The following is a 17,554-nucleotide window of genomic DNA, read 5'->3' as shown; positions in this document are numbered from 1 at the left end:
CGTTTACTCTAAGGACGATTCGTCTGACTTGTTAGGTGCGAACCGGTAGGAAAAAAAGATTGTCGCACTAATTAATAAAAAGGACAGAATAGAGAGACTGAGACACATCCATTTATATCTAGCGACTAAAGTATCTGATTGTTGTAATTTTGCTTGAAGTGTCTTATACAAATCATCTTTCACACGAGATAAGTCCTCGAGAATCGTTTGTGTCGTTTGCGTCGTTTGTTTGGCAAGGCGCTTTGCTGCCGTTGGACTCTGACGCTCATAGACGACGAATACTCGTTCAATCTCGGACTCCCAGACATTATTGCGACGTAGTAAATCCTTGATTGCTCCTGGCGTGGTCGACGATTGATTTAGACTGTTTCGTAAATCATGAATTTTAGAAGTAGAAAAGTAATACTGTTCGAGATAACGACTATCTTCATACAATAAAAGACCACGCACCGCATTGGCACGATCTCGCTTATGTTCAACCAACTGGTCCACTTGATTGATTAACGGTATGTCATGATCCTTCATTTGCTCTGTTATCGTTGCAATCGTCCGATAACCGGATAGGGCGTAAATGATTGGGATAGAAGCGAATAAACTGATCAAAAGGATCAGCAGAATACGCTGACGCCAAAGTGAGTGCATGCAATCATTCCTTTAAATAAATAGACATGTCATAAGCTTAACTACTATCGCAAAAAAAGTGAAGCCTGTCCATTTTTTGAATAGGGAGAAGAACGTAAAAAAATCAGTATTCCGAATAAAAAAGCAGGAAAGCTGGTGCAATACGAGAAGCTGTTTTAAAGTAAACGAAATAGAAAAAGCACAGCTAGGCTGCGCTTGAGTTTAAAACGAATACGAATGTTCCTTATAATTCCCAAAAATAGTATGGATTTCTGAGAACGTAACGAACGCGTTAGGTTCGACAGAAGAAACGATTTCTTGCAAACGGACGATTTCATTATTTTGAACGACGACATAGACCATTTTCTTCGTTCGGTTGGAGTATCCTCCCCGTGCATCAAGGATCGTCACACCACGACCAAGTTCTTTTGTGATGACTTCATTTATTTCATCCGCCTTTTCGCAAATAATGATACATTGCTTAGAAGCGGAATAAAAACTGTAAACCGTTTGAAGAGCTTTGGCGCGAACGAAGCTCATGATAAGAGCATACATAACGTGTTTCAAATCGAAGACCCACCATACCAAGATATAGATGACAAGATCTTGTATCAGAAATATGCGAGGAAGTGGCCAATTATGAAAACGAGCAAAGAAAAACTTTCCAAGAATATCGAGTCCACCTGTCGATGCGCCACCAAAGAAAATCAATGCCATCGCAAGACCAGAGACTAGACCGGCAAAGATGGAGGCAACAAGCGGATCGTTCAATGACTCGGGAACGATCTGAGTCGGAATCCAGTCGATTAAAAAAGAAGAGGCAACGACAATGATGCCAGATAAGAACATGAATCGCTTTCGTAAGAAACGGAAACCTAAAAGGAAGAGGGGAATGTTTAAGAGCAATTGGGTTAATCCGATTGGGGTGTGGAAAAGCTCTTGAAGGACAAGCGTGATCCCCATGATACCACCTGATCCGATATCATTTGGAGATAGTAGTAAGCTGATGTACAAGGAATACAGCAGCGTACCTATGATTAAAAAACTGATTTTTTCAACTCTCTTTTTCTGTGGGTGTGTTGTAGTCATGGCATTATGATGAGTGACCTCATGCTCCTCCTTCTGTGAGTATCTGCCTGCAAGAGTACGCCCATATGCATAAAATTTCAACCCTTCTTATGAAAAAAGATGAAAAAGGGTAAGTTTTTTTAGGAAGGTGATGAAAATGAAGAAAACATTCTTGATTATAGGCTGTATTTGTTTAGGCGTATTGGTGGGGATTCGTCTTTTTCAACAACCAGACGAAGAAAACCAACGATCTATTTGGCATGATGGTGATCTCGTAGCTAGACAAGTCGGTGCTTCCATGATGAATACGGTAGCTGTTCGCCAATTAGCTGAACAACTCCCGTTTTCATCAGAATTAAAACAGGTAGATGTCGAAGGAGAGTCGTTACGGCTCGCTTATGACGTCACAGGCAAAGAACGGCGTGCTTGGATCGGGACCGATACTGGTACATTACAAATGAATCAGGATTTCTTGAACGCTCGCTTATCAAAAGTACTTATGCATCATACGCTCGTTTTATTTTCGACGATTCCTGACTTGACCAATCTTGAAATTCACTATACCGATCCCTATTCGAAAGCTGATTTTAAGATAGATCGTAGCGCGTTCGACATCTATACACCATCTGACATCGAACGCGCTACGTCATCGTCTGGACGTTTTAATCGTGTCGTCATCGATGGATATGTGCTTGATTCCTCCAGACGACAAACCTTTTTCGAGCGTTTCGCATCAGGATTTTCGATTCAAACTAATTAATTGTATAAAGCAAGAAAAGGCATTTTTCACAATCTCGACACAATGATATCGTTTACATCTCGTTCTTTTATGAAAACGATAAAACAGGTCTAATCAAGACTTGAACATCTCTTAAGATGGAAGTATTATAATAAATGAACAAACATTGTGAAGTGTTGAACAAAAGGAAGAGAGGTTTCTACAATGAACGAGGTAGAAGCATTAGAAGGGTTACGGAATAAAGCAATCAAGTCGACACGTATGCTACAACTGCGTCCTCTCGAATACTTAGTTCGTGCTATGTTAGCGGGGATATTCATTGGATTTGCAATCATTTTTACCTTAAAAGCAATTAACGGGCTGTATTTGGCAGAATCACCTGCCGCGACACTTGTCGGTGGATTGACGTTCGGAGTGGCACTCGTCTTGATCATTTATGGCGGTGCAGAACTGTTTACAGGGAATACGATGTATTTCACGACGGCAACGATGCGCGGCTATACAACGAAGATGGATACGATGAAAGTCTGGTTGATTTGTCTGATCGGAAATGGTCTTGGAGGATTAGCATTCGCATTACTCTTCTCTCAAACAGGTATCTTACAGGAACTTGGAATGAACAATTGGTTGTTTGCTGTATCGGAAACAAAAATTCATCATTCGACGTGGGAAATCTTTACCCGGGCAATCTTCTGTAACTGGATGGTCTGTTTAGCAATTTTCATTCCGAAGAACATGAAGAATGAATTAGCGCAGATCATGATGATGATGGTACTTGTCGCAGTCTTCTTCGCATCAGGATTTGATCATGTCATCGCAAATATGGCATTGTTCTCTATCGCATTAATCGTGCCACATCCGGATACGATTACGTTTGCAGGAGCCATGCACAATCTGTTACCGGCTTTAGCTGGGAATATCATCGGTGGAGCAGTCTTCATGGGAATGATTTATACGTGGTTGAATAAAGAAAAACTAGAAATAGATGAATCACGTCAATCTACGGCACCGGTTCATATCGCTTCTAAACAAAATGCATAATGAAAAAGCAGCTGTCGCGACAGCTGCTTTTTCATTCATTCCATATGTTGAAAGCGATCAACATCTGCGGCGAGTTCTTCGTAAATCGTTTCGACGATTTGTGCGTCATCAAAGAGTCCGAGGACGTTATCGTCCGGTAAGGCGTCAACAGGAGACGTAAAGTACAGAACTGCCGTTAGCAATAATTGTTCTTGCTCTGCATGCATCTCGAATTTTTTCTGATAGAGGGCACGAAGCATTTCGAGTAGTTGTTTTAATTGGAAATAAAGGACGAGTTCTGCCTCGCGTTCGATATCAGAACTTTCCGTAGACGCGATATCTTGTGTCAGATGTGCGAGTCCGATTTCTGCTCGAATCAACAATTCTTGTTGTGCTTTTTCATCACCGACGAGATCGAGTGCCTGTCGGTGAAAATACGTATAAGCTGATTTAAAATCTCCGGGTGTGAATTCCATGATGATGCCTCCTTCTCTTCTCTATCTAGTTTCGCCTTATTTCTTGCAAAATTGCAACTATTTCGTGAAAATAAAGATACAAGAAAGGGGATTACATAATGCCGACACAAGCAGAATTACAACAGTACGCGTCTTTAGCAGTGCGTACCGGGATCAATCTACAGCCAGGACAACAATTGGAGGTGCGAGCGGGAATCGAGAATTTACCACTTGTTCGCGAAATCACACGTGTAGCATATGAAGTAGGTGCTACGCAAGTATATGTACAATGGTCAGATGATGAGATGACGAAAATCCGTTATTTTGATGCACCAGAAGACTCGTTTGATACATTCCCGGATTGGTTAAAAGCACGTTACGATCAGCTTGCAGAAGAAAAAACAGCATTCTTATCAGTCGTCAGTGAAGATCCAGATTTATTAAATGGTGTTGATTCAAGTCGAATCGCGCGTGCGAATAAAGCAGCTGGTATTGCTCTCGCCAATTGGCGAAAGTTCGTCATGAGTGACAATGTCAGCTGGTGTGTCGTAGCAGCACCTTCTGAAAGCTGGGCGAAGAAAGTATTTCCTGATGCAGAGGAACCGATTGAGGAACTGTGGGCAGCTATTTTGAAGGCAACCCGTGCTGATCAAGCGGATCCGGTTGCTGCATGGGCGGATCATGATCATAATCTGCGTTCAAAAGCGAAATTCCTGACAGAGAAGAAATACAAAACATTGCATTATACAGCGCCAGGAACAGAGTTATCAATTGAATTACCAGAACGTCACGTTTGGTTAGGTGGCGGTGGTCCGAATGCAGATGGTGTTGATTTTATCGCGAATCTGCCGACTGAAGAAGTGTTCACATTACCGAAGAAGACAGGTGTTAACGGTCATGTTTCGAGTACGAAACCACTCAGCTACAGTGGTAACTTGATTGATGAATTTACTCTTTGGTTCGAGGACGGAAAAATCGTCAAAGCGGAAGCGAAACAGGGGCAAGAAGCATTGGATGATTTAATTTCCCTCGATGAAGGTGCCCGGTATCTCGGAGAAGTCGCGCTCGTACCACATCGTTCTCCGATTTCTGATTCAGGTATTTTATTCTACAATACGTTGTTTGATGAGAATGCTTCGTGCCACTTAGCAATTGGTCGTGCGTACTCGACGTGTATTGAAAATGGTCCTAGTCTTTCAGCGGAAGAACTAGAAGCACAAGGTGCGAACGACTCGATGACGCATGTCGACTTCATGATTGGATCCGCGGATCTATCAATTGAGGGAGAACTTGCAGACGGGACGCGTGAATCAGTCATGCGTGACGGAAACTGGTCGATCTAAATGAATAAAAAGGTGAGTCCAAATACTGGGCTCACCTTTTCTGATTAGATTATTATCAAGCTTCTTCCCCAATGATTTTTACTTCTGTCTCAAGTAAAATACCGAATTTTTCTTGGACGGTTTCTTGTACATGGCGAATGAGTGCAATGTAGTCAGATGCTGATGCGTTTTCGACGTTGACGATAAAACCGGCGTGTTTCTTTGATACTTCAGCACCACCGATGCGGGTTCCTTGGAGTTCACTATCTTGAATCAATTTACCCGCAAAATAGCCTTCTGGACGTTTGAAGACACTACCACAAGAAGGATATTCGAGAGGCTGCTTTGTTTCTCGTTTATGCGTTAGATCATCCATGACTTCCTTGATCAATGCTGGATCACCCTCCGTCAAAGCAAATCGTCCTTCGAGAATGATGTATTCTTTCTTTGAGAAACAACTCGTCCGGTATCCCAGTTCGAGTTCATCATGCGAAATGTTCAACAGATCCCCTTGTCGTGTCAAAACAGTGGCGCTATGAAGGCAATCTTTGACTTCTCCACCGTAGGCGCCCGCATTCATGATCAACGCGCCACCAATCGTTCCCGGAATCCCGCAAGCGAATTCAAGACCACTCAGTTGATGCGCATACGCAACACGAGACGCCTCGATGATTGCTGCGCCACTTTGAGCGACGAGTTCATGTCCTTCGACCGAAATGTCGGTTAACTTTTCAAACGAAAGAACGATACCGCGAATACCGCCATCACGTACGACGAGATTTGATCCGTTCCCGAGCAATGTCAAAGGGATGCCTCGTTCGTAAGCATATCTTACGACAAAAGCCGTTTCTTCATAAGACGTTGGGATGATGAAGAGATCAGCGATTCCTCCCATTTTTGTATACGTATGATATTTTAAAGGTTCATTGATCAGTACAGATTCTTTTGAAATGCCTTCATATAGCCCTGTCATTACTTGTTCAGTCATCATGGTCTCAGTCCTTTTCATAAATTCCTATCCAGCGCTTATGCGCTCAAAATATATTTTAACATTAATTGTACAGTCGTTGTTCAACATACTGTTCCCAAAATACCGACTTATGCCGGGAATTGCAAGCAGTAGGGAGTGAATGTCATCGATTAGTAATGAAAAACATCGCACAGATAGAATAATAGGGAAGAGGAATGAAGGGAAAAGAACTCGGGAAAAGAAATATAAGGAGGCGATGAGGATGGAAAGTGAACGATTATGGATGCGACCATTCGAAGAAGCGGATTTCAGCTTTTACAAGTCACTTGTTCAAAATGAGCAAGTCATGCGCTATATCAATGGTGGCGTTGCTCTGAGTGAAGATGAGGCACGAGAATGGTTCGATCGACAATTGGAACGATACTCGGATGAACGACAAACTGGTTTTTTGCTGTTATTCAAAAAAGAAACGAATGAACCAATCGGTTTCGCTGGATTATTGATGCAGGAAGTGGATGGAAAAGAAGAATTAGAAGTCGGTTATTGGCTCGAACCGAAGCACTGGAAAGTCGGTTATGGTCGTGAAGCAGCGAAACGACTAATGATGGAAGCTTTTAATCGAGGGCATGATCGAATCATCTCAATCATTCATCCCGATAATCGTTCTTCTCAAAATGTCGCTCGTGCAAACGGTCTGAACTGGGAAAAAGATACGATTTTCAAAGACATTCCGGTCACGATCTATGCTGGACAATTATCACGACTTTGTCGTAACTAAAGAGGAGAGTTTTTATGTACGCATTCGCATTTGAGTCTTTTCATCACATGACACCCGATACGTTATATGCATTGTTGAAATTACGAATGGATATTTTCGTCGTTGAGCAGGAGTGTGCATATCCGGAACTAGATGATCAAGATCAACAAGCCACACACCTGATCGTACGTAACGAAAGCGGTCAAATCGTTGGATGTCTTCGGATATACAACCATCCGACAAAAGGATTAGCGATTGGCCGGGTTGCCGTTCATCGTACTCACCGATCAGTTGGATTGGCAAAACAAATGATGGAGAAAGCGATGGATTATTTGCAGGAAAAAGCTACGATCTACTTACAAGCACAATCGCACTTAGAAGGGTTTTACGGGTCATTTGGTTTCGAAACTGTATCCGAACCTTATTTAGAGGATGATATTCCACATGTAGATATGCAGTTTTACGCAAAGGATTCTAAAAAAGACTTCACGTCGTCGAAGGATGAACCGATGAATAAGTAGAATGAACTTTTCTCGGAGGTGGATCAGTCATGAAGAAAGTGCTGGTCATTTGCGCGCTTAGTTTAATCGGTATCCTCTCTTTAGGAGTCGGTATTTCGTATGCTCAATTGCAAGGGAATTACCGTGATTCTGAGCAAGAATTGATGACGATTTTAGAGCGACAACATGATTTATCGGCTTCCTCCTTTCTTGAAGTGCATGCCTCCTTTTCTTTACAGCATCGGCAAATCATACACGTCCGCCTTCGTGGCGAGCCTGCCATCACATACGAATTCATCCAACCAAAGGATGAAATCGAATATTATGGATCTGTCGGAACAAGTGTTGAAAAGACAGGGAAGCACGATGACGTCTTTCGAAATGCTCATCTAAAAGTCGGGGAAAAATAAAAAAATGGAGGATCTTCCGGAAACAACGGAAGATCCTCCATTTTTTGCTTTTAAGACGATTGGATATTGCGTACACTACGAAGAGATACTGGAATGAGGAGGTCGAGGGAATCATGTGGAAACCCTTTACGAAAAATCAATCAATTGCTCCGGCGTTGCAAGCCTTTCGGGAACTTGACGTCGAGATGTTTCGGACGCACGTTGCTCAACTGAACGATGCGGAACAACGTGCCTTACAATTCATTAAACGATCGCTAGAGCAGGATTCACCTGCTCATTTAGAACTAGCACTGGAGATGAAACAACCGTTCAGCGAAATCGATCGTCTGTTCCAAACGCTTGTCGCGTGTCAAAATCGTCAGCAGTTACTCGAGATGCTATTAGCGCACGGTCTTGACGTCAATCAAGTCTACACACTTGAGGGGCATCGCTCCATCGTCCGGCAGCCGCTTCACTTTCCTGTAGGTCTTTATGCGGCGCGTCATCCAGAGCTATGGACACTTGTCGCTACAAAATTGGACGTTACCTACACAATGCATCTTCAACGCAGTGATCAATTCATGGAGACGCATGAATTAAATTTGCTTGATCTCGTCTTATTACTTGATATCGAAGAAGAATTGACGATTCGAGTGCTGGATCAGCTGAGCGAATGCAAAGCGACCGTTGGGCTAGCAGAACGATTACAGCGCCCGACTTCACCGTTGTTGTTCAAAACAATTGAGGCAAATGCCTATCTTCCGACGTTCGTTTATGCGAAACATTACTTTCCATTCTATGCGTTGATTGGACGGCAAACGACGCTCTTTCCATCTTTATTAAAACGTGTGATGCAAGAGCCTGTTGCATCTGAAATCTGTAAGGATGCCTTGCTTGCTTTCCATAACCATCACCCTGGACTTGCTATGACAATGGGAGACGTCTATATCGAACAGTTATTCGGGATGGGTCTGGTGCTTCGTGACGTGGGGCACGTTGATTTTAGAAAAATGGATGCGGAGTATGTGTTACCTGAATACAGAGAGGTCGTCGATCGGTTAAACGATTAACGGGGGAGGATCTGTACTAAATGTATGCCAATAAGAGGTTAACTGGATATCGCAAAACATCGTGGGACGATATAGTCGTAATACGTCTTGCTGTGTTGAAAGAAAAAAGACTTCAAACGTTTGAATCTTCGAACGTCGTAGTTTTTCCTGAAACGTATGGAGTATGCGACTTCCGTAGCCTTGACGTCTCAGCCCAGGTAGACAGGTGATTTCAAGAAGACGAATGTTCGGACCGAGTTTTTGAAATAAAAGTGTACCGACGATCAATTGCTTATCATAGACTAAATAAGGAACCGCTTTTCGCCGGATTAACTTTTCTAAATCAGCAACACTGTGAGGAAAGAAGTGGATGGATCCTTTGAGGGCATCGTTACGAAGAGCCAGATACGTATCTTGATTGCGTTCATGAACAGCTTTCAAACGCAATGTGGCAGGTTGCCCGTCTGATAATCCGATCAAACGAAATTGTTCGGCATATAAACTGTAGCCAAGCTCTTTCCAAATCGAGGTTACAGAAAGGTCATGTGGTGGAGAAACCTGTACGTGAATTTGTCGACACCCTTGCCGAAGGGCATGCGTGTGTAATGAAATGGCGAGACGACGGAAGGCTTGAATATCGTGAAAAGCTCCGTTCGTTAAACGAACGACATCATGTACGACATGATAGCCAAGTGTCGCCTGGATCTGACCAGACTCGAGGTAAATCCATTGACAATCTTCAAGAGGCTGAAAAAATGAAACATCATACGGCTGTTGATGAGAATGTAGAAGTTGATGGACGTGTCGTCTTTGAACATGAGACAATTGACCGTAATACACGATAGGCAAATTAAATTCCTCCTTTAAGAAAGTGAAGATGGGTACATCTCACTTTTATTTTACAGGAAATAAAAGGTATTTATATCTTTTGTTTCAAATAAAAAGTAGATGGATTCCTGAAGATAAGAAAGAATCGAGGCAAAAATATCATGAAGTATTTTTGGATCATCATTGGGTTATCAGGATTTCTAATCAGTGCGGATACATTGACAGTAGAAGCACGTGATTACGATGAACCGGGCGTGAGTAGTTCGACGACGTATGGTAATTATGGAACGGAAGACCATATCATCGTTGATCGAAAAGAACCAATTTATGAAGGATTCGATTCACCAAACGATATGGCATTTTTATTTGCCTGTATTGCTTTACTGGCAACGGTTGGACTTGGAATCGTTAATGCTTCTGATTGAGATGAATCTGCTTTGAGCCACAAGAATACAAAAAAGCAAGTGACGATGTCCGTCACTTGCTTTTTTGTATAGCATGAGTGGTTAGGAAGAGAAGGATCCTTAAAAATGAATACGTTTTTTACGTCCGACGCGCTCCATACGCTCATGCTCTTGATCTAGTCCAGCGCGCTCGAGAAGGTCGAGATAATAACGAAAAGGAGTCGAACGATGCGAAAAGTAAGGAATATATTCTGTGAACAGCATTGTCTCCGCTCGTTCTAAGGCTCGTAGTGAAATCAGGGCATGCAACTCTGCAAAGCGAATTTCTTGATAAGTGGATAAAGCATCTGCATCGATTCGGACATGTGACTGTAGTTTTTTTGCATGCACGTTCAAGCAATTGATATAGGCTTCTTGGTGTTCTGCTGTCTCACAGTGGGCAAGTACGGCAAGTAAAAGATCACTGCGTTCGGTATCAACGTCCATTGGAACTTTCAAGGCAGTATAGAGCGCGCGTTCCATCCACTCGATGCCATGACTATCATTTTTATAATAACCGACTAATTCTTGAAAAAAATCGACTTGTGAGACTTTTAATAGTCGAAAAGGATCGTTACTTAAAAATAAAGGTTCTTCTCCGGCAGCTGACGAAAGAAGAAAGAAAAACTCCTCAAAGGCAATCTGGGTTCCATTTTTGCGATGGGCATAATGGCGTAAATGCTTCAGCAAACGTTTTGCGGTAATATACCAATTCTTTTGTTCGCGAAGCGGTACGATTGGGTTTGGCTCAAGGTACTGTAAGTCGTATACCAATTGGATGAACCGATCTGTCTGTGCGATGGTTTGTTCGACGGTCGGTTGTTCCTGTTCTTTTTGCAAATCCTTATACTTCATGAACTGTGTCAACATGGCATCAAACTCTTTCTCTTCGATGACTTGTCTCGGAAGTTGGCGATAGATTTCGACGATGATATCGCGAAGGGTCGTATCGCCATACTGTTCCAATAAAAGACGTAGTTTCCGTATTCTCATGATCGACCTCCTTCGCCAAAAAAGCACAGTACAACACTATTCACTTCCCGCTTTTTTCATAAACCGAACCTCTTCATTTGCGCTTTTTAGTCAGAGACGACTATCTTAAATAAGAAGACTCATTACAGAAGGGGACGATTACTCATGAATGAAACCATTCAACATTTACTTAACCACCGGTCAGTCCGGAAATTCAAACAACATCAATTAGACGAAAAGACAATCGAGATACTTGTTAAAGCAGCGCAGGCTGCATCGACATCTTCTTATCAGCAAGCCTATGCGATCATCGGTGTCGAAGATGAAGAATTGAAACGACAACTAGTCGACGTTGCAAGTGGTCAACAATACGTGGCAGAAAATAGTTATTTCTTTGTATTTTGTATGGATTACCACAAACACATGTTAGCAGCAGAACTAGCAGGGGGGGATGTAAGTCGGACGATCGAGACGACAGAAGCACTTGTCGTAGGAGCTGTTGATGCGGGACTCGCCGCTCAAAATTTAGTCGTAGCTGCCGAGTCGCTCGGATATGGAACAGTCTATATCGGTTCACTGCGTAATGATGCCCGTCGTGTCAGCGAGCTCTTACAACTTCCTGATCACGTCGTACCGTTATTCGGAGTCGCAGTCGGTCTTGCGGATCAGCAACCTGGTAAAAAACCCCGCCTTCCGATGGATGCGGTCTTCCACCGGAATACGTATACTGATGACGATACGATGCGTGACTTACTGGCACAATACGAAGAGTCGACGTCATCGTATTACGGAGAACGGACCGGTGGTCAACGGACAGAAGGGTGGGTCAAACAGATGGCTGCCTCGATGCACGAACCGAAACGGACGTATCTCCGCGAATTCTTGAAAGAGAAACAAATCGCAAAAGATTGATACGGAGGTATCTGAATGGCAGAACATCAACCACAGCGCTCCCGCTTGGAGCGACGACGCCTAGAACTAGAAGAGCAAGCAAAAGAAGAGGCATTTTCGTCGGAAGAGTCGATTGCTCATGAACCACTTAAGGGACAGCAGGGAACAGAAACGTACCATCGATATGTTGAAGAGCAACGACGGGATCCAAAAAGTACATCGCGTCGTTCTAAAAACAGCGTACTGAAACAGGTCGCACAGATGATCGGGAGCGCAGGCTCGCGATTGTTTTCTAATCAAGAACGCTCGAGACGTTCGAGAAAGACTGGGCGATCAGAGCAATCCGTGCAAAAAAAACCTGACGTATCTTCAAAAGAAGCCTATCCTAAAAAAATCAAGAAAAAACGTCGTTTTAAACGAAAGCTTCTTGGATTGTTTTTGCTGTTGCTCATCGCATTCGTTCTTTTTGCCTCACAACCCTTCACGTTTTTGTTGATCGGTAGTGACGCACGACCTGGAGAATCGTTACGCGGGTCACGTTCAGACTCCCTGTCGGTTATGCAATTCATTCCACTTTCTCGAACGATTCAGTTGACGTCGATTCCTCGGGACACGTATACACCGATCTCCTGTGAGAATGGAAAGAAAGATAAAATCACACATGCTTTTGCCTTCGGTGGAGAAGAATGTACACAAGATGCCGTTTCTGGTTTACTCGATGAAGACATCGATGGAAAGATCGTCATCTCCTTCGATAGTTTCATCGGATTAGTTGATCAAATCGGCGGAATCGATCTTGTATCGACAGGAACGTTCTCCGAGCAGGATGCAAGTGGGAAAGCAAATCAGTATTCATTCCAGAAAGGAAAGGAATACCATATGGATGGTGCAATGGCACTTGCCTATTCGAGACACCGTAAAACGGACAATGACGGGGCACGCGCAAATCGTCAGTCGGAAGTCATCCAAGCCGTCGCGACGCACTTGTTGAAGCCAACTGGATGGTCGAAGATTCCGGCAGCGCACACGTATATGAAAGAAGAGATGAACCTCGATTTAAGTGTTCGTGAGATGGCAACAGCAGGTTTATCGATCGCCTTGATGTCAGAACGGAAACACTATGAAATTGAAGCCGTCAGTCAGCGACTGAATGGTATTTTCTATGACTTACCGAATGAGAAGGCACTGCAAGAACTACGTGATCGTCTCGATACGACGTTTTATGGTACCTTGAAGAACTAAAGGGGAGGGGTTTCCTTCTGGTCATTGCGGGTATAAATTGATGTACGTTGCTCCTTTGGTGGATTGTGTTAGGTCATCTCCGAAAGTAACGATTTTTGGACATGACATCATGACATTCCACGAAGGTGACTAACTTATCGAGGAGGGACCCCCCATATGAAAGTACTAGTTGTAGGTGCATCCGGTACGATTGGAGCGCGCGTCGTCAAATCGCTTGCCAAGGGTCATCAGGTCACGGTCATCGTTCGTCACGAACATCTGGTGGAACGATTCGAAAAACTCGGTGTCAAGGCACATTACGTCGATATTGAAACAGAACTCGAAAAAGTCATTGAACATGGAGTCGCAGGACAGGATGCAGTCATTTGTGCGGCGACCGCAGGAGTAGACGGCGAAGCAACGGAAATTGAACTGCTGGATCGGACAGTTGCCTTAAAAACGATCGATGCAGCTAAAAAAGCGCGTGTACGTCATTTCGTACTATTAAGTGCGTACGGTGCAGATCGACCTGAGCAATTTAAAAAGGATGTCTATCCGTTCTATGCTGCTAAGAATGCGGCTGAAGAGCAGATTGAACATAGCGGTTTGACGTATACGATCATTTGTCCCGTTGCCATCACGACTGGTGAAGGGCGAGGTTTAATTGAGGCAGATGAAGATTTGAAAGATACAAAGGATGCAACGATTTCGGAAACAGATGTCGCATCGATTCTCGTTGCTTCCGTTGATAATCGGTCAGTATTCAATCGACGTCTAGAAGTCAAGGAAGGGAAGACATCCTTGAATGAGGCCTTAGGCGGAACCGAGGCAGTCGGTAGCGTCAAAGATAACCGTCAAGTCAAAAAACAATTACCACGTTTTAACTAATCATTTAAAGAACATATCTAAATAAAATGAGGCGAACTCTTTTCTGTATACAAAACAGAAGAGTTCGTTTTTTTGTTGATAAAAGAAGACGGTCGAAAAGAGGAAGTCTGCTACACTTAACGAAGAAGGAGGGGATTAGATGTGAAAAAAATGTTGATCTATCTGATCCTAGCGATCGCTATCATCGGCATTGCCTATCAAGGTTATCAAACATACGATGCGAAGCAAAAGAAAGTGGAGCAACAACAAAAACAAGCATCGCAAGGTGGTCTAGAGGTAGGGATGAAAGCCCCGAATCTATCCTTGCGTCAAGAAGGAAAAACAATCGATCTAGACGAAATTAATCATGATGTCTTTGTTATTAATTTTTGGGCGACGTGGTGTCCACCTTGCAAACAAGAAATTCCAGAACTCAATGCCTTTGCACGACATACGAATATACCTGTTTATGGCATCAACGTCACGACATCGGAGCGGCGTGTTTCAGATGTTGCCGATTTTCTGAAGCAGACACCTGTTGAATATCCCGTGTTGTATGATCGAACAGGAAATTCAGAAGACGCCTATCGTCTCGTGGCAATGCCCGCAACCTACGTATTAGATCGTAAAGGAACGATTCTTGCAAAACATGTCGGTCCTGTGACGGAACAGATGTTAAAAGAGATGGTGAAACGAACAGGAGGATGACAATGGAACTCCTATGCGACAACTGCTCCTTTCAACAAACATTTCAACTCGGTCAACTAGATGGGTGGCCGACGTTTCCTGCTGTCTTGACACAAGGCGTTGAAGCGTTCATGACAGGTCTGCCGCTTTGGTTCGTACCGTCGATGCATGAACCGGTCTTACAGCGGACGTATGTGGACGACTGGAATCGTTTTCGTTTAATCCAATACTATCAGCTACATCAAGCAGAAGTAGCGGATGATTGGGTACCGTACCAATTAGACTTATATCATTGTCCGACATGTCACCAGTTTTCAAATCGATTTTGGTGTGCTTTATTTTTGCAATTGGATGTCGTACAGCCACAGTATGTGTGTCCAAACGATCAAACCATATTAGAACGAATCGAAATATCTGATGTCCATCAGTACCCTTGTCCGTCGTGTAGTCACCATTTCCTATATGTTCGTCGTTAAAGCGAAAAAGCCATTCGTTTCATGAAGGACTGATGAGAGAAATTTTTCTCTATAGTCAATGCATGATACCGAATGGCTTTTTATCGATCATCAGCCCATTTGCCGAAACGAAAACGTTTGAAAGGAAGAGGGTGATGAATTGCTGACATCTAACGTATAAGTCGTACCGTCAAAAATAATTGTATCGCCTAATCTTGCTTCAGGTGGTAAATAACGTCGTGGAATGAAGCTTGAACCATTTTCCCACAGTAGAACGGCATATTTACCATCAAGTCGCTCCAGCGTACCACGTTTGATCATATTAACTCCTCCCACAATTACATCGAAGTCGTTCCTCGGTCGAACAGGAACGTACTCTCTCTCTATCATTCTCTGTAATTTATATTCTTATGTTTGGTATATTCCCAGTTCGTTTCATCTTTACACATAATTCTTTAAAAAAACGTGATTCCAAGCCGTTTTCATCGTAATTCGGACGTAATTAACTGGAAATAAAAGCGATAGTGGCAGAAAAAAAGATCCGATATGTCATATCGGACCTCTAATATGAAATATACTTAAGAAGCGAGGGACTGTTTCGTTTCGACTTTAGTCGGACGAAGAAAAGCAAGTAAGAACGTAAACAATGGTGAGAGAAGTAAAAAGAATGCGAACGGGATGTATTCCGTTACCGGAACACCCAGTGTTGAAGCGAAGAATGCTCCGGAAACTCCCCACGGAATGAGTGGATTGACGAGTGTTCCTCCATCCTCTAGTGAACGAGAAAGGAAACGTGGATCAATCTGACGTTCTTCAAAAACCCGTTTAAATGCTTGTCCTGGCAATAAAATCGACAAGTACTGTTCTCCAGCCATCACGTTGACACCGATGGAAGATAAGGCAACAGCAGAGATGATACTTCCATCGCGTTTGAGTCGTGAAACGGTCCGTTCAATGATGACATCGATGACACCGATGCCGCGTAAAACACCACCGAAAGCGAGTGCGAGCATGACGAGGGAAACGGACCACATCATTGATTGCAAGCCACCCTTACTGATGATTGCTGCGACGGTTTTACTAGAAGATTCTAGTTTTAAACCGTTTTGAATGACGGCCATCCAATTTGAAACGTCCCAATTTCCTTGAACGAGACCTGTTAACAATAGACCACTTAAGACACCAGCTACAAGTGTCGGGATGACCGGCATCTTACGCAATGCTAGAACCATGACAAGTAAAGGAGAAAGTAGCGTCCATGGTGATAGATGGAACAAGCGGGCTAATTCCTCTTGTGTCGTTTTCACAACAGTCGAATCGACCGTGCCACTGCTACGTCCAAAGATGAAGAACAAAATAAATGTGATCGTGATGGCAGGAATCGTCGTTCCCATCATGAAACGAATATGATCAAATACGGTAACGTTGACGATTCCCGGTGCAAAGTTCGTCGTATCTGACAAAGGTGACATCTTATCTCCAAAACACGCGCCACTGATGATAGCACCTGCTGCAAGTGCGGGATTGACACCTAATGCGATTGCGATTCCCATTAAGGCAACACCAACCGTACCGATCGTCGTAAATGAACTGCCTGTAAAGGTCGAAACGACCATCGCAATGAGAAGGGCGCTCGGTGCGAACCAAGTCGCCGAAAGAGTGGATAAACCAAAATGAAGAAGGGTCGGCACTGCGCCACTCATCATCCAGACTGCGATCGTTATGCCGACGAGTAACATGATTAAGATTGGTTTAATCGCTTCCCGAATACCTTGAATCATATGATGTTCAACGTCTTCGAACTTAAATCCACGATAAACAGCATATCCTGAGACGAAAATAAGACTGGATAAGATGGCAAGATGCGGTTCGGCTTTAGCACCGAATAACGCGGACAATAAGATGATGATGATGATTCCTAGGATAGCTGCGGATTCACGGAATGACATGCGCATGCTTCCACCTCCTTAAAAGAATATGGATTAGATGATAGTCCTCTGTTGCTAACACGCTTTTATGCATGAAAGCAATGAACAAACGCAATCTTAACGAATAATAACGTTGGCGTCAACTATAAGAGATTCGCCAATGAATTAGAAAAGAGTATATATGTGACGATTTTTTGTCGTAAACGCTTTCTTTTTTTCTTTAAATCTTGCACAATAGGAAGTATCAGATGACATTTTTGTGAACGATGAGGAGGATACATATGTTTACAATGATTTTTGTGGTAGTCGTTGCGATCATGGGTGCAGGCGTATTTGGGATCGATCATCTCGTAGCACAACGTGCTGAAAAGC

The 17,554-nt window shown here is 43.2% G+C and carries 21 protein-coding genes; 13 read left to right on the top strand and 8 right to left on the bottom strand.

The genetic code is table 11. From position 1 onward, the window contains the following. Positions 1-3: 3 nt before the first annotated feature. A complete protein-coding gene (locus B4F99_RS11850; protein ID WP_290758138.1) occupies positions 4-642 on the bottom strand; it encodes a CHASE3 domain-containing protein in 639 nt (212 codons plus the stop codon). Positions 643-843: 201 nt separating this feature from the next. Next, entirely contained in the window at positions 844-1,710 is an 867-nt protein-coding gene (locus B4F99_RS11845) for a YitT family protein (RefSeq protein WP_214856436.1), read from the bottom strand. A 136-nt stretch (positions 1,711-1,846) separates the two neighbouring features. Here B4F99_RS11845 and B4F99_RS11840 point away from each other — a divergent pair, with 136 nt between their 5' ends. Both B4F99_RS11840 and B4F99_RS11835 read left to right on the top strand, forming a co-directional pair. Beyond that, complete coding sequence (locus B4F99_RS11840; protein WP_214856437.1) at positions 1,847-2,449, top strand: hypothetical protein; 603 nt, start codon at positions 1,847-1,849, stop codon at positions 2,447-2,449. A gap of 183 nt (positions 2,450-2,632) precedes the next feature. Further along, the gene (locus B4F99_RS11835; RefSeq protein ID WP_214856438.1) at positions 2,633-3,469 is read left to right on the top strand and encodes a formate/nitrite transporter family protein; all 837 of its coding nucleotides are present in this window, start codon (positions 2,633-2,635) and stop codon (positions 3,467-3,469) included. 35 nt (positions 3,470-3,504) lie between these two features. Here B4F99_RS11835 and B4F99_RS11830 read toward each other — a convergent pair whose 3' ends face one another. Further along, positions 3,505-3,924, bottom strand: coding sequence for a YkvA family protein (locus tag B4F99_RS11830; RefSeq protein ID WP_035412504.1), 420 nt, complete (start codon positions 3,922-3,924; stop codon positions 3,505-3,507). A gap of 98 nt (positions 3,925-4,022) precedes the next feature. On the opposite strand from B4F99_RS11830, the gene B4F99_RS11825 reads away from it, so the two are divergent. Then, positions 4,023-5,246 carry an aminopeptidase gene (locus B4F99_RS11825; protein ID WP_290758135.1) on the top strand — a complete coding sequence of 408 codons (1,224 nt, stop codon included), beginning with the start codon at positions 4,023-4,025 and terminating at the stop codon, positions 5,244-5,246. 55 nt (positions 5,247-5,301) lie between these two features. Here B4F99_RS11825 and murB read toward each other — a convergent pair whose 3' ends face one another. Continuing rightward, entirely contained in the window at positions 5,302-6,216 is a 915-nt protein-coding gene (gene murB / locus B4F99_RS11820) for a UDP-N-acetylmuramate dehydrogenase (protein ID WP_214856439.1), read from the bottom strand. A gap of 241 nt (positions 6,217-6,457) precedes the next feature. Here murB and B4F99_RS11815 point away from each other — a divergent pair, with 241 nt between their 5' ends. The 4 genes from B4F99_RS11815 (at position 6,458) to B4F99_RS11800 (ending at position 8,911) form a co-directional block, all read left to right on the top strand. Beyond that, positions 6,458-6,973, top strand: coding sequence for a GNAT family N-acetyltransferase (locus B4F99_RS11815; RefSeq protein WP_035412512.1), 516 nt, complete (start codon positions 6,458-6,460; stop codon positions 6,971-6,973). A gap of 14 nt (positions 6,974-6,987) precedes the next feature. After that, the gene (locus B4F99_RS11810; RefSeq protein ID WP_290758132.1) at positions 6,988-7,473 is read left to right on the top strand and encodes a GNAT family N-acetyltransferase; all 486 of its coding nucleotides are present in this window, start codon (positions 6,988-6,990) and stop codon (positions 7,471-7,473) included. Between the two features lie 29 nt (positions 7,474-7,502). After that, positions 7,503-7,862 carry a hypothetical protein gene (locus B4F99_RS11805; protein WP_035412515.1) on the top strand — a complete coding sequence of 120 codons (360 nt, stop codon included), beginning with the start codon at positions 7,503-7,505 and terminating at the stop codon, positions 7,860-7,862. Between the two features lie 113 nt (positions 7,863-7,975). Beyond that, positions 7,976-8,911 carry a hypothetical protein gene (locus B4F99_RS11800; RefSeq protein WP_035412518.1) on the top strand — a complete coding sequence of 312 codons (936 nt, stop codon included), beginning with the start codon at positions 7,976-7,978 and terminating at the stop codon, positions 8,909-8,911. Here the strand turns inward: B4F99_RS11800 and B4F99_RS11795 are convergent. After that, positions 8,900-9,730, bottom strand: coding sequence for a GNAT family N-acetyltransferase (locus B4F99_RS11795; protein ID WP_349677553.1), 831 nt, complete (start codon positions 9,728-9,730; stop codon positions 8,900-8,902). The genes B4F99_RS11800 and B4F99_RS11795 overlap by 12 nt on opposite strands. 149 nt (positions 9,731-9,879) lie before the next feature. On the opposite strand from B4F99_RS11795, the gene B4F99_RS11790 reads away from it, so the two are divergent. Beyond that, a complete protein-coding gene (locus B4F99_RS11790) occupies positions 9,880-10,143 on the top strand; it encodes a hypothetical protein (RefSeq protein WP_035412522.1) in 264 nt (87 codons plus the stop codon). Between the two features lie 99 nt (positions 10,144-10,242). On the opposite strand, the gene B4F99_RS11785 is transcribed toward B4F99_RS11790, so the two are convergent. Beyond that, positions 10,243-11,154, bottom strand: a complete 912-nt coding sequence (locus tag B4F99_RS11785) for a hypothetical protein (RefSeq protein ID WP_290758126.1) — start codon at positions 11,152-11,154, stop codon at positions 10,243-10,245. 144 nt (positions 11,155-11,298) lie between these two features. Between B4F99_RS11785 and nfsA the strand changes: the two genes are divergently transcribed. The 5 genes from nfsA to B4F99_RS11760 all read left to right on the top strand — a co-directional run bounded on the left by nfsA (position 11,299) and on the right by B4F99_RS11760 (position 15,275). Further along, a complete protein-coding gene (nfsA, locus tag B4F99_RS11780; protein WP_290758123.1) occupies positions 11,299-12,045 on the top strand; it encodes an oxygen-insensitive NADPH nitroreductase in 747 nt (248 codons plus the stop codon). 15 nt (positions 12,046-12,060) lie between these two features. Beyond that, a complete protein-coding gene (locus B4F99_RS11775) occupies positions 12,061-13,266 on the top strand; it encodes an LCP family protein (RefSeq protein ID WP_290758120.1) in 1,206 nt (401 codons plus the stop codon). Positions 13,267-13,422: 156 nt separating this feature from the next. Then, the gene (locus B4F99_RS11770) at positions 13,423-14,133 is read left to right on the top strand and encodes an NAD(P)H-binding protein (protein WP_035412533.1); all 711 of its coding nucleotides are present in this window, start codon (positions 13,423-13,425) and stop codon (positions 14,131-14,133) included. Positions 14,134-14,283: 150 nt separating this feature from the next. Then, positions 14,284-14,820: a TlpA family protein disulfide reductase gene (locus tag B4F99_RS11765; RefSeq protein WP_251137990.1), complete on the top strand. Its 537-nt coding sequence runs from the start codon at positions 14,284-14,286 to the stop codon at positions 14,818-14,820. A 2-nt stretch (positions 14,821-14,822) separates the two neighbouring features. After that, positions 14,823-15,275: a hypothetical protein gene (locus B4F99_RS11760; protein ID WP_290758117.1), complete on the top strand. Its 453-nt coding sequence runs from the start codon at positions 14,823-14,825 to the stop codon at positions 15,273-15,275. A gap of 90 nt (positions 15,276-15,365) precedes the next feature. Here the strand turns inward: B4F99_RS11760 and B4F99_RS11755 are convergent, their stop codons facing one another. Both B4F99_RS11755 and nhaC read right to left on the bottom strand, forming a co-directional pair. Beyond that, the gene (locus B4F99_RS11755; RefSeq protein WP_023467214.1) at positions 15,366-15,575 is read right to left on the bottom strand and encodes a DUF3006 domain-containing protein; all 210 of its coding nucleotides are present in this window, start codon (positions 15,573-15,575) and stop codon (positions 15,366-15,368) included. A gap of 257 nt (positions 15,576-15,832) precedes the next feature. Then, positions 15,833-17,209, bottom strand: a complete 1,377-nt coding sequence (gene nhaC, locus B4F99_RS11750; protein ID WP_214856448.1) for a Na+/H+ antiporter NhaC — start codon at positions 17,207-17,209, stop codon at positions 15,833-15,835. Positions 17,210-17,554: the final 345 nt, after the last annotated feature.

Origin of the sequence: Exiguobacterium sp. UBA3491 (assembly GCF_002377745.1) — a bacterium.
Classification (GTDB): domain Bacteria; phylum Bacillota; class Bacilli; order Exiguobacteriales; family Exiguobacteriaceae; genus Exiguobacterium_A.
The sequence above is the reverse complement of the archived record's forward strand: the minus strand, read 5'-3'. Positions and strand labels throughout refer to the sequence as shown.